We start from the raw sequence: 11,587 nt of genomic DNA on the forward strand, positions 1-11,587 counted from the left end.
TCCGTGACCTGCGGGCTCGGCTGCAACGCACCAGACGATCAAAAAAGGAGGCATCATGAAAACACCTTCAGGAAGGTCTGCGTCTTCCAGTGGCCGAAGGGCGCGCTCATGCGCAACCGCTGGCCCTTCCGCGAGTGGCCACGCAGGCGCGTCATCTTGGTGTTGACGTAGGTCTCGTCCAAGAACACCAAGCGGTGCGGCTGCTCGCGCATGCGGGCTTGGCGCTCATCGCGCATGTCGGCGCGTGCGCACTCCGCCGCCATCAGGGCTTTTTTTATACGTGAAGCCGCACCGGCACAGGAAGCGCGAGAGCATGGCCGGGGCCGCAACGATCCCGTGTTCCTCAAGCAAGCGGGCCGCCAGTTCAGGCATGGTGATGGCGGGCTTCGCCTCGACGGTCTGGATCAGGAAGCTCTCATAAGCCACCAGCTTGCCGTGTCCCGGTGGACGGCCCTGACGGGCTGGCGCCGGCGAGCCGGTGTCCCGCGTTCGCCGCACCAGCTTGATGGCGAAGCTCTCGCTGACGGCAAAGTGCCCTGCTGCCGCCCGGCAGGAATGGCCCGCCTCGACAAAGTCAGCCACCCGCACCCGAAGATCAGAGAATAGCAGTGACCCATGATCTACCTCCCGGTCCAGAGAGTGAATCACAGATCGCGCCAGGCCAAAACCCGGGAGTCGGATTTCCAGTCCGATGCTCTAGGCTGAAGCAGGAGGCCGATGCGGCGGCGCAGAAGGCGGCATCCACGCCAGCGAATGAGCCTGTTCCAGAAAAGTAACGCGTCGCTTTGCCTCCAGGAAATCCCGCACCCTGAGAACACCAGCACAGGCACGGGAAGAGCGCGGAATAAAGCCCAGTGTGGGGCAGCACCGGGTTTGAGGGATTTTGTCTGATTGCCGATAACCTATCCGCGCAGCGGCACGATGGATTCGGCAGCCTTCCTCGTGCGACGTCCCTTAGTGGAAGTGGCGGCTTCAGGAGCTTCGGCGGAGCCCTCATCGTTTTTGCGCGGCTGGCCGAGCCCTATGGTCTTGGCAAGTTCAGGGCGAGCCTCGGCATAGTTCGGCGCGACCATCGAATAATCGGCGGGCAGTCCCCACTTGGCCCGGTACTGCTCCGGGGTGATATCAGACCTAAGCTCCGAGCATCACGCTGCCTGCCCGGCTGACCTGAAGTTCTTAGCGAGATCACCTGCGGCGCGGAAGGCTTGCATGGCCTCAGCCCCGGTCATCGCCAGGGTGGTCTTCATGTCCTTCACGCCACCGCCTGCCGCCGCCGTGATCACCGCCGCTGAGACTGTTTGGGCATCCGGTGCTTCGACCACGATGAGCCAGTCGTACTCGCCGAAGGTGACATAGTAGGCCAGAAGCTTACCACCCGCAGCTTCAACGAGCTTGGATACCGGCTCAGTCCGGTCTTCCGGCGTGGTCACCATACCGCGCATCGCATCTTGCGAATACCGACCCTGAGAAATGAAGATAGGCATTGCGCTCTCCCACAGTTGTTAATGGAAAGGTGGGGTCTATTACATTCGCTTACTCATGTGGTTAGCAGGTCGAGGATCCTCATGATCGCAACTGCATTGCTCTTGTTCTGCGTGCCTTCCGTGGTGATGCCCTTGGCGCAGGTCCACGTCTCCTTTCTTGACCATGAACTTTGCGTCGTTCTGAACCACGCCGGGTGCGCTTTCTGGCTGGTGGCTGATGTTGAGGCCCATGCTTCCGTAGCTTGAAGCTCTTCAAATTGCATTCTGTCGGCTCACCAGCCCCAGTAGGGCGGCACCTTCCAGTGGTCGTGAATATCCTGCTCACGTCTGCGATCCCACCAATCCCGTTCGTCGCCCGGGACCACGGGAGCACTGGTTAGCTCCTCTGGTGTGATGTCGGTGCGGAAGCCGCCAAGCTGGGTATCGTAGTTGAGCTTCTCCCACGGGATGGTGTGCTCGTGGCTGCCGATCCCGAGAAAGCCACCAAAGCTCATGACGGCGTACACCACCCGTCCGCTCACCTTCTCGATGATCAGGTGGTGAATCGTGCCAACGTGCTTGCCGTGCGGGCTGTAGACCGGAGTTCCCTCAACCCGATTGCTCTCGATCAGCGGATGGGTCGGTGGGGTTGTGCCGGATGCTTGCGCTATTGTTTCTGCTTGGGGCATGACAAACCTCCTGCGCAGAAAGGGCTACAGAACCAACCGGACCCACCCTCGCTGAGTTCCATGCCACAGGGCTTGCATCATTGAGGTGTTGGCGCTACAGCGCAGGCGGGTGATCCATCCTGGTGCCATAGGAGCGGGAGGGGGTGCCAGGAAATAGCGACACGTGCGTGTGCTGGGCCACCCACTCCTCGCCGATAGCCCGCCGCCCGAGCACAACCGTCGCGCGTCCCGGTCGGTCAAAACGCCCTGCCGTCTTCGGTGTAGCCGATGGACTCGAACACCGACATTCCAACTGCCGTGAGACGGTCGCCCGAGATGAGGGTACGCAGATCGTCCAGGTGCCATCGGAATCTGTCGATACAGCCCCAAACATGACGCCACTGCTCTTGTTCCGTGGCCTCGCGTCCAATCGTGAACGCCGCGTATGTGCCGAAGGTGATCAGGTCATCGGCAAAGAGCGGGCGAGAACCTGCGAAATCTACCGTCTGAATGCAGACTTGGAGTGTTCGAAACCAGCGGCGGACCAGGGCTACATCGTCATCGTGCTCGGCCATAGCAGCCTCCGGGGCTGAGGCTTGGAGCCAGAATGGTGCGCTTGCTCCCGCAAGGGGTCAAGCAACCCCTGAGTTCCGCTTCAACGGGCGAATGGGCTGGCTGAGCGGCAACCGTAGGTGTATGGTGAAGCTGTCGCCAAGGTGGAGCACAGCCATGGCATACACCGCTCGCAGTCACCGCCAACCACCGCTGCAAGGCAGGGTCTGCAACCAGCCTGCATGGCACCGGCTGAGGCGCTTGCGGCATCTGCATCCGCTGTCCCACGAGCGCCAGATTGCGCTCGTCCGCAGAACCCGCCGCGCCCGTCCAGCCACGCAACGAACCCGCGTCGGTCCCGTAGGCCCTGCCCTGGGGAAGCAGATGCTTGATCTGCTGCCGAACCTACGGGCGTTCGCCTTCTCCCTGACCAACGATCCTGTCAGGGTCGATGATCTGGTGCAGGATACCTTTCTTCGCGCCTGGGCCAACATTGACCGCTTCGAGCGCGGCAGCAACCTTGGCGCATGGCTGTTCACGATCCTGCGCCATGCCTTCTATACCGAGTACCGCAAGCGCAGGCATGAGGTCGAGGACCCCATCGGTGTCCATGCGGCCCGCCTCAAGGTACTCCCGGAGCAGGAACCGGCTCTAGCAATGGCCGAGCTTCGCTTAGCTCTGGCACACCTGCCTCACAAATCCCGCGAGGCTCTTCTGCTGGTGGGAGCGGAGGGCATGACCTACGAGGAGGTGGCGATGCTCCAAGGTGTTGCTGTCGGCACAATCAAGAGTCGGGTTAACCGCGCTCGCGCTCAGCTTGCAGCGTTGTTACAGATGAAAAACCGTCACGAGATCGGACCCGATCACGTGATGCAAGCTGCGGTGCAGGAGCCGATGATCCTGTTTTCGTAGGTGGGGGGCCTCATCGAGCCGATCCCGATCAAGAGGATGCCCTGACAGGACCAAGGCTTTTCGGGCAAGGGCTCAGCAATGCGTTCGACTGAGCAAGTTGCACCCGTTGCAGCATGCGCCTGCTGAAGACGTGAGGATTATAGCTCCTGCTGGATGACATTCTGCACGTCAAAGTATGCCTGAATGATCCCGCTGTCCTCGTCGCGCGAGGAGACTTCCAGCGAGCTTGACGCACCACGGGCGACGATCTTGCCATCTTCCAGATAAACATGACCGGCACTCACCACTGTCGCTGGAACAGCTTGGGCCATGTGAGAGTGCTGCATGAACTCAGGAAAGAGCAGCGGGAGCAACTCGCCGCCATCCAGTCTGAGCATGACATACTTCATGGCCATAGAGCCCTCTTGTTCCAGGCGCGGGTCTCACCCAGGACCGGCAATCCAAGGGCTCGTCGTTAAGGGCGCGAAGGAATGCCAGGAGCCGAACTTGGCCGCACCTTGTTTATTCAATGTAGCCGTCAGTAAGCCGGGACCAGCCGCTGCTCGACCAAAGGCGCATCCATCCGAAACCTCAGCCCCTCTCGCGCATACTGGACTTCCACCTCTGCGTTGCACTGCATCGGCAGGACCCGTTGAAGCAGGGTCGAGCCAAAGCCCTGATGCTGTGGCTCATTGACGGACGGACCGCCGAACTCCCTCCACTCCAGATGGAGCTTCCTGCCACCCTCAGCGTCGTTCATATTCCAACGGACCTCGACGTATCCAGCCGGAACCGACAGAGCCCCGTATCGGACAGCGTTGGTGGTGAGTTCGTGAAGCGCCATGCCAACCGGCACAGCCAAATCCGCCGCTAACTCGACCGATGGCCCCAAGAGGATAAACCGGGGCTGTCGGCTCTCGGCGAAAGGCTTCAACTCATTGAGTGCGATCTCCCGTAGCGGGGCTATTTGCCAGTAGTCCTCGGTCAGCAGGTTGTGGGTCTTGGCCAGAGAGGTGATGCGGTTCGAGAACGAGCGGTAGAACTCGTCGAAGCTGCCAGTGGACCGGCCCGTGGCTCCAACGAGCGCCTGGACGGTGGCCAGGGTGTTCTTCACCCGGTGGTGAAGCTCACGCACCAGCAACGCTTGCCGCTGCTCGATCCTGTGGCTGACCTCCAGCGCTTCATCCCGTTCGGCGATGGCCCGGCGTAGCTCCAGGTGCGACATCACCTGCTGAGCCAGGGTCTCAAGGGTAAAAGTCTGATCCTCCGAGAGGTCACGCGGCACTCGGTCGAGCACACACAGCGCTCCCAAAGGTATTCCATCGGGTGTTCGCAGCACCGCCCCGGCGTAGAAGCGCAAGTACGGCTCTCCCGTCACCAGAGGGTTGCGGGCAAAGCAGGGGTCCTGGGTCAGGTCAGGAACAATGGTCACTCCTGGTCGCAGCATAGCACTGAGGCAGATCGAGCGATCCAGCGGTGTCTCGCGCACCCCTAGGCCCACCTCGGCCTTGAACCACTGTCTGCGCTCGTCAATGAGGCTGATGAGAGCAATGGGAGCCCGACAGGCACGGGCGGCAAGCTGCACCAGACCGTCGAACGCGGGCTCTGCTGGCGTGTCGAGAACTCGGTAGCTGCGCAGGGCAGCCAGCCGGTCGCTTTCTGTCCAGGCAGGGAGCAGCTTATCGTTCAACACGAGCCATTTACCGTTGAGACCACGGGTGAGAACGTGCTTAACCTATGTTGGTTCGAGCGAAGTGGCTGATCTCCCCAGGCAATTTAGTCGCAACCAATCAGAAGCTGCTGGCAGACTTGAACCAGAACAGCAGACGGGACCGGCTTCTCGATCCAGGTCACATGGTGAAACTCTGCCAGAAGCTCGCGGTCCTCATGGTACCCTGAATAGATCAGGAACGGCACCTCACGGCGGCTAAGCTCCAGGGCGACCTCGCGGCAGGGACCATCCTTCAGTGTGGCGTCCAGAATGGCTGTGTTGGGCGTCCCGGTCCCGAGCCACTCCAGGGCAGTGGTACAGGTCACGAAGGGACCAGCCACCTCATAGCCCGCATCCTGCAAGTCGCCCTGGAGATTGAGTGCGATCAGGGCCTCGTCCTCCAAAAGGAGAACAAGCGGTCTGCCGTTGGCCTGCTTGGTCATCTGGTCGTCTTCACTCATCCAGCTTGAATCTACCCTGAACAGGTAAGCTTGACGATAGCTTATGTAAGACAGCCGCCGTCCTTCGGATCTTTTGCCAATGGGGCGAAAGCTCACGGGCGTCCAGAGTGGGAAGAAGTACGGGCGCGGCGGGAACCGGAACCCCACACCTTTATTGGTCCAGCATATTCACCCTCATGGAAGGGCCAATCTGATGATCTGTCCATTCTGCAAGCAAGAGGTTGAGGAGCCCTGCCAGAGCACCGTTGAGATGCAACGGCGGGCCAGCGAACATGTCGAGCGTTGCAACAGGGCTCTTAAAAGCCTGAAGGGAATCGCGTTCGGATGACCGTAGCGATTGGCACTGTGGATGTGTCGGGTTGCTCGTTCACATGATGGAGCGCTCGCCTATCCAGATGGTGTCCGCCTGCACTGCCCGACACAGACGACGTAACCGGATTAAGCTGTAGCATCAGCTTACGATCAGGCGTGTACCTCGCGCGAGCCGCGCTTCGGCCTCAAGGATGATCCGGTCCACGATCTCGGCGGCAGGCGGGGCGCTATGGATCAGAGCGACCGCCTCCCCGGCAATCACCGCCGCCACGTCGAAGTCACCCCGCTCGCGGGCCTCGGTGTAGCGTTGAGCCTCCTCGTGTTGATGCTCCAGGAGTTCCGCCTCGTGTCCATACCATCGCCCGGCATGGGCATTGCGGATGACCCGGCCCGTGTAGGGCTGGGGCCAAATGTTGCGTCGGGAGATGTCGAACACGATGCTGCGAAGCGTGTCGTCCCCACGCGCCTCAATGATCCGTTGCTTCGCCTCGGGATGCCCTTGTGCCTCCTGCGAGGCATAGAAGCGGGTTCCCATCAGCGCCCCGTCTGCCCCCAACATCAGCACAGCCGCGAGCCCGCGACCATCGGCAATGCCGCCTGCGGCCACCACCGGAACACCAGGGAACGCATCGACGATCTCGGGAACCAGGGTCAGGGTCGTGCGGGTCACCCCATGTCCTCCAGCTTCAGTGCCTTGGGCCACGAGAATATCAGCCGCTGCGGCGGCAGCCTCCTTCGCCTGGGCGAGGGATTGAACCTGACAGATTAGCTTAGCCCCGGATTCCTTGATCTTGGACGCGAACGGGGTTGGATCACCAAACGAGAGCATGACGGCCACAGGCTGGTACCGAAGAACCAAATCGAGCAGTTCGGGCTTTCTCGCCAAACTCCAGGTGATGAACCCACAGCCGACCTTGGCGTTACCCGCTGCTGCAAACTCCTGCTCCAGCCATTCAGCATTGCCATAGCCGCCGCCGATGAGACCAAGCCCTCCTGCCCGACTGACCACAGCGGCAAGTTGACCAGAGGCTACAAGGTCCATGGGGGCAAGTAAGATCGGGTGCTCGATCCCAAGTGCATCGGTCAGGCGGGTCTGGAGAGGCATGGCCCACTGCTCCTTCGCAAGCCGAGAACCGAAAACGTGCTTGGAATCGTGATTATACCATCAAGCCGTTCTCTCCCGCGACTATCTGCTCCCATCAAGCTATGGCCCGAAAGGGCAGCAATGCGCTGATCGGATTGAACGTCTGATGGTGCTAAGCTGAGCCTGACACGTCGCGGACCTGGAGATGGCTCATGAGGGCTCCCCGGCAGATGGCGCTTACCCCTGACCTCGTGGCGCAGGTTCACCGGGTGCTGGAAGATCCTGGTCCAGACCCGACTTGGACGTACCACACCGACGAAGATTATGACGCACTCGTGCGGGGCCTGCTCGCCTCCCATCCTGGTGGGTCAGACACATGGCTCTTCGCCTACGGCTCCCTAATCTGGAAACCCGAACTCGCTCATATCGAAATGCGCAGGGCCACGGCCCGAGGCTGGCACCGCTCGTTCTGCTTCAAGATTGAGCGGTTCCGGGGCACCAAAGACCAACCCGGTCTCATGATGTCCCTCGACCGAGGAGGCCAGTGCCAAGGCGTCGTATTCAGGTTGCCCCCGCAGAATCTGGAAGGGCAGCTACAAAAGCTGGTCCGACGCGAGATCACGGTGAAGCCACCCAACAACATTCCGCGCTGGATCACGGTTCAGACCGAGCACGGACCACTTCGGGCAATTGCCTTCGTGATGAATCGCCAGTCTCGCTTCTACGTCGGGAAACTCTCTGCCGACGAGGTGGCTGATGTGTTGGCCCGAGCCTGCGGTCATTGGGGGTCGTGCGCTGAATATCTCCATAACACCACCCTTCATCTGGCTGAGCATGGGATTCGGGATCGCAATCTCTGGCACCTGCAAGAGCTTGTCGCGGACCGGATCGGACAGGTCCGCCATGGCTGAGATCGGCAGTCTCAATCGTCTGCGAACCGTCTGGCGCGAGGGCCGCACAGCCCTTGGAGCCATCATCGGCCAGCGTTCAGATGATAGCCCGATCAGATCTGCTGGTGGGTCGCACCTTGGGCCTAATGCCATAGGAACCCCAGTCCCGCCTCTCCGTTGGCCTGATGCTCATGGAGAAATGGAGGCTGAGATGAGATGCCAGTTCTGTGAGCAAGACGTAGATGATCCCTGCCGTGACATGCAGGATCTCCAGCAGCGAGCGGCGAACCACATCACCCGCTGCGGGAATGCGCTCAGAAGCCAGCAGGGTACGAAAAGCCGTGCCCATCCCACCGAGGTTCAGAGCGGCGGCAGGCACTAACGAGCGCGATTTAGCTGGGAGCCGCCTTCGGGCGGCTCTTCCGTTCTGGGCTATCCGTGGCGGTTGGTGTTGTAACGCTCCTGCGTAGGGGTCGAGGCAGGCTTGCCAGCGATGACCCAATGCCCCTGACGCCATTTCCACCTGATGCGGCCCGTGCTGATGTCGGTGAAACAGCAGGGCACCGCATTCAAGGTGATCTCAGGCATATACAGCCTTCTCCCCGTCTCCGCGCATGAGTCTTGGATCAGTCACCGTCAGGGGTTCGATCCGGTGCCGGAATATCGCTGTCGCCATAGCCACGCCGCCCGTGGAGCTTGACCTTCGAAGTTGGGGCAGGACGGTCTTCCAGCATCCGCACGTGCGAGATCAACTTGGAGCCGTCTGACAAGACTTTGGTGCGTAATTCAGAGGCAGACCGCTCCCGTGCCTGAGGCGGCGCTCAGGTGATGCGCTGTGATACCGGCATGCCGAGGCGGGTCATGACGTTGATGACCTTGCAGCCGGCCGCGGCTTCGGCCCTTTGCCTCGGCAGAGTCCGGGCGTGGAGGCGGCGGCCGATCACAATCTTGTAGCGCATCATCGCCACCTCGCCTAAGGATCGACGGCCGTAGTTGACCGCCTTCTGCCAGCCGAGACGCCCGCGCGCCTGGATCATCTGGAGGTGCCGGTCCCGCTGAGTGGGCGCACTCTCGGCCGTGTTGCTCGGCACTGCAGTTGACCGCGGTGGAATGATCACCGCAGCGGCAGGATCCCGCTCGGCGATGGTACGATAGACGGGGTCGCCATCGTACGCGCCGTCGGCCGTGACCGAAGCGATCGGGCCTGAGATCTGATTGAGCAGTGGACCGACCTGTGAGGCATCACCGTCTTCCGTGGTTGTCAGCTCCGATGTGAGGATCTCACCGGTCTCGGGATCAACAGCCAGGTGGAGCTTGCGCCAAGTCCGGTGTCCTTGGCCGCCATGCTTCTCGCGCTGCCATTCGCCGGCACCAAATACCTTCAGACCAGTGGAGTCGATCACCACGTTCACTGGACCAGTTGCTGTTCTCACCGCCTTGGCGACGGTCAGATCAACGCTGCGGCGCGAGAAGGTGGTGTGATCGGGGACCGGCAGCTCCAAGCCGAGCAGCCGCAGGATGGAGGCCAGCATGCCTTCGGTCTGGCGCCAGGGGCGCCCAAAAGCCAGCCGCAGCATCAGGCCTGTTTCGACGACGATCTCGGAGTATCGCTGTGGTCGACCACGCCGACCCGTTTTTGCCGGCGTCCATGCCACAATTGCTTCAGCCGTCACCCACACCGTCAGGTCGCCGCGCCGACGCAGTGCCGCATCGTAGGCGCGGCAATTCTTCACGCAGTAGCGGGCCTTCGGGATTCTCTGGCGGCGCTCTTGATTAACCTTGTAGGGCATGCAGCTCTCGGGTTCCGACGACCGCCTCTATACCTCACCCCGGTCTTCGCGCGACACCTCAGGCCGAATTACGCACCAACGTCGGTCCCGCTGCCTTCCTCGTCCCTGGTCGTACCTTCCTTCGAGCCTTCCCCCCATTACTCTGGGTTTGAAAAACAAGTACCCCTGGCTTTGAAAGGTTTGTCTCGGCCGTAGGGGATGGCCTCCTGTGCATTTAAGGCCCTTGGCTCATTGTGTTAGGCAGCATTAGAATTCCGGGGAGCTTGCATGGTACCGATACGTCCTGTGCTACTCGGTCTGGCACTCGAACAAACGCCCGTGGGGTCTGATGGCGAAGCTTTTCTCGATCAGTCTCATGCTCCTGGTAGCGAGTGCAACGGTGAGAGCCGAGGAGTTCTCCCCCTTCAGGCGGAGTCTTAGTGATCGACCACACGGCGTCACAACGGTCCCGGGATCCAGGAAGGGGTGGATGCAGAGGTTTGAGGTGCGCCCTGGCGATTGCACATCGCGTGACTGCTATAGGGATCGAGAACGCTCAGAGTTGGGGGAGGTGGACGCATCGAGCCGTGTGGGCGACGAATACTGGTATGAGTTTTCCTTCTACCTTCCGAAGGACTTTCCCAACATTTACCCGGCCAAGACGGCGCTGGGCCAGTTCCACCAGAAAGGGGTGACAAGCCCGCCTGTGCTGTTTCAGTACGGTGTTCCACAGGGCTCGGATACCTCGAGCTACTACCTTGATCTCAACCAGACCAAGCTTGGACATTTTCCACTGATCAGTGAGCGCAGCCTTCGAGGGCACTGGCAGGACATCCGTGTTCATGCACGCTGGTCGACCGCCGCAGATGGTTTCATCCGGGTTTATGTCAATGGACGCCTCACCGCTGACGTCGTGGGCCCTAATACGACGCACGTGAGTCCGATCTACTTCAAGTATGGCGTGTATCGTTCCTTCCTGTCGCGATACAAAAGCGCCCATGGCTCCGCGGAGGTGCCTGCTCAATCTGCCCTGTTCCGCTCGGTTCGCAAAAGTAGGACGATGAAGGGCCTTCTAAATACGGCATCAGAGCCTATACAGCCCTGACCTGCTCATCATATGCCTGACAGAGCAGGCATCATCTGGTCTTACATTTCCCAGACGCTTTGCCCGTTTGGTGCGCACAATTTGCATAAGAATGGACATTTGCTGCGCGTTCCATGTAGCTGACGCATAAGCCAGATGCATTGACCTATCTTCTGCTCGGCACAGGTGGGGCCTATACTTCAGTTCAACAATAAGATTGGAAGCGCTCGGAAGCATCGGCGGCCCAAAACCAGAGGAGAACTCCGATGCCAGCTATGCCCCTCAGCGTATCTTTTGAAGCCCGTTCTGCGCCTTCCAAGCAGCACAAGCGCAACATCTTTCTACACATCGTTGACGCCATCGGCGAGACCAATCGCCGAAGGGATGAACGTGAAGTTGCTCGCTTTCTGGCCAGCCATGGCGGCCGGCTTCCTGACACTGTGGATCAGCCAACGGTAGAGCGCTCCAGCCATCGCTAAGCCCATCTCCCGTCCTCTGCCTGTTGGAGCCTATTATGATCCTCCTGAGCTTTTTCCGATTGGTCCGCACCGTCTGGGTCGAAGCGCGTCGGATGCAAGCCGATGCAGCGCGCCGCTACCCGCACCTGAGAGATTGGGGCTGACAGCCTGCGCCCAGATCACGCCTTTACAGGAGTAACCTGCCCATGTGGATGTCACTCATTCTCGCAAAGGTTCAAGCGTG

At 60.6% G+C, this 11,587-nt stretch carries 16 protein-coding genes and 1 pseudogene; 4 read left to right on the top strand and 13 right to left on the bottom strand.

Annotated features, from left to right (window positions below):
- Positions 1 to 53: 53 nt before the first annotated feature.
- The 7 genes and pseudogenes from ILT44_RS28385 to ILT44_RS28415 form a co-directional block, all read right to left on the bottom strand.
- Positions 54 to 236 (bottom strand): hypothetical protein, encoded by a 183-nt coding sequence (locus ILT44_RS28385; RefSeq protein ID WP_204242965.1) that lies wholly within the window; start codon positions 234 to 236, stop codon positions 54 to 56.
- Positions 226 to 582: a helix-turn-helix domain-containing protein gene (locus ILT44_RS28390; protein ID WP_204242966.1), complete on the bottom strand. Its 357-nt coding sequence runs from the start codon at positions 580 to 582 to the stop codon at positions 226 to 228. Before ILT44_RS28390 ends, ILT44_RS28385 begins: the two co-directional genes overlap by 11 nt.
- A gap of 320 nt (positions 583 to 902) precedes the next feature.
- Positions 903 to 1,127 (bottom strand): annotated as a pseudogene (locus ILT44_RS28395) (MucR family transcriptional regulator); the annotation flags it as partial.
- Positions 1,128 to 1,145: 18 nt separating this feature from the next.
- Positions 1,146 to 1,484: a GYD domain-containing protein gene (locus tag ILT44_RS28400; RefSeq protein ID WP_204242967.1), complete on the bottom strand. Its 339-nt coding sequence runs from the start codon at positions 1,482 to 1,484 to the stop codon at positions 1,146 to 1,148.
- Between the two features lie 53 nt (positions 1,485 to 1,537).
- Positions 1,538 to 1,747, bottom strand: coding sequence for a hypothetical protein (locus tag ILT44_RS28405; RefSeq protein ID WP_204242968.1), 210 nt, complete (start codon positions 1,745 to 1,747; stop codon positions 1,538 to 1,540).
- A 9-nt stretch (positions 1,748 to 1,756) separates the two neighbouring features.
- Positions 1,757 to 2,152: a PRC-barrel domain-containing protein gene (locus tag ILT44_RS28410; protein WP_204242969.1), complete on the bottom strand. Its 396-nt coding sequence runs from the start codon at positions 2,150 to 2,152 to the stop codon at positions 1,757 to 1,759.
- A gap of 236 nt (positions 2,153 to 2,388) precedes the next feature.
- Positions 2,389 to 2,706, bottom strand: coding sequence for a Cif family virulence factor (locus ILT44_RS28415; protein ID WP_204242970.1), 318 nt, complete (start codon positions 2,704 to 2,706; stop codon positions 2,389 to 2,391).
- 154 nt (positions 2,707 to 2,860) lie between these two features.
- Here ILT44_RS28415 and ILT44_RS28420 point away from each other — a divergent pair, with 154 nt between their 5' ends.
- Positions 2,861 to 3,595 carry a sigma-70 family RNA polymerase sigma factor gene (locus tag ILT44_RS28420; protein ID WP_204242971.1) on the top strand — a complete coding sequence of 245 codons (735 nt, stop codon included), beginning with the start codon at positions 2,861 to 2,863 and terminating at the stop codon, positions 3,593 to 3,595.
- 137 nt (positions 3,596 to 3,732) lie between these two features.
- Here ILT44_RS28420 and ILT44_RS28425 read toward each other — a convergent pair whose 3' ends face one another.
- From ILT44_RS28425 to ILT44_RS28440, 4 genes are all read right to left on the bottom strand, one after another.
- Positions 3,733 to 3,990, bottom strand: coding sequence for a hypothetical protein (locus ILT44_RS28425; protein ID WP_204242972.1), 258 nt, complete (start codon positions 3,988 to 3,990; stop codon positions 3,733 to 3,735).
- 122 nt (positions 3,991 to 4,112) lie between these two features.
- On the bottom strand, positions 4,113 to 5,267 hold the full coding sequence (locus tag ILT44_RS28430; protein WP_204242973.1) for a sensor histidine kinase: 1,155 nt from the start codon (positions 5,265 to 5,267) through the stop codon (positions 4,113 to 4,115).
- A gap of 83 nt (positions 5,268 to 5,350) precedes the next feature.
- Positions 5,351 to 5,728: a response regulator gene (locus ILT44_RS28435; RefSeq protein ID WP_204242974.1), complete on the bottom strand. Its 378-nt coding sequence runs from the start codon at positions 5,726 to 5,728 to the stop codon at positions 5,351 to 5,353.
- Between the two features lie 469 nt (positions 5,729 to 6,197).
- The gene (locus tag ILT44_RS28440; RefSeq protein ID WP_204242975.1) at positions 6,198 to 7,163 is read right to left on the bottom strand and encodes an NAD(P)H-dependent flavin oxidoreductase; all 966 of its coding nucleotides are present in this window, start codon (positions 7,161 to 7,163) and stop codon (positions 6,198 to 6,200) included.
- Between the two features lie 191 nt (positions 7,164 to 7,354).
- Between ILT44_RS28440 and ILT44_RS28445 the strand changes: the two genes are divergently transcribed.
- A complete protein-coding gene (locus ILT44_RS28445) occupies positions 7,355 to 8,053 on the top strand; it encodes a gamma-glutamylcyclotransferase (RefSeq protein WP_204242976.1) in 699 nt (232 codons plus the stop codon).
- A 411-nt stretch (positions 8,054 to 8,464) separates the two neighbouring features.
- On the opposite strand, the gene ILT44_RS28450 is transcribed toward ILT44_RS28445, so the two are convergent.
- On the bottom strand, positions 8,465 to 8,620 hold the full coding sequence (locus ILT44_RS28450) for a hypothetical protein (protein ID WP_204242977.1): 156 nt from the start codon (positions 8,618 to 8,620) through the stop codon (positions 8,465 to 8,467).
- A gap of 233 nt (positions 8,621 to 8,853) precedes the next feature.
- Positions 8,854 to 9,822, bottom strand: a complete 969-nt coding sequence (locus tag ILT44_RS28455; RefSeq protein WP_204242978.1) for an IS5 family transposase — start codon at positions 9,820 to 9,822, stop codon at positions 8,854 to 8,856.
- A 469-nt stretch (positions 9,823 to 10,291) separates the two neighbouring features.
- On the opposite strand from ILT44_RS28455, the gene ILT44_RS28460 reads away from it, so the two are divergent.
- Both ILT44_RS28460 and ILT44_RS28465 read left to right on the top strand, forming a co-directional pair.
- Positions 10,292 to 10,906, top strand: a complete 615-nt coding sequence (locus ILT44_RS28460; protein WP_204242979.1) for a polysaccharide lyase family 20 protein — start codon at positions 10,292 to 10,294, stop codon at positions 10,904 to 10,906.
- A 245-nt stretch (positions 10,907 to 11,151) separates the two neighbouring features.
- Entirely contained in the window at positions 11,152 to 11,364 is a 213-nt protein-coding gene (locus tag ILT44_RS28465) for a hypothetical protein (RefSeq protein WP_204242980.1), read from the top strand.
- Positions 11,365 to 11,587: the final 223 nt, after the last annotated feature.

The sequence above is a fragment of the Microvirga arvi genome (assembly GCF_016892765.1).
Classification (GTDB): Bacteria; Pseudomonadota; Alphaproteobacteria; order Rhizobiales; family Beijerinckiaceae; genus Microvirga; species Microvirga arvi.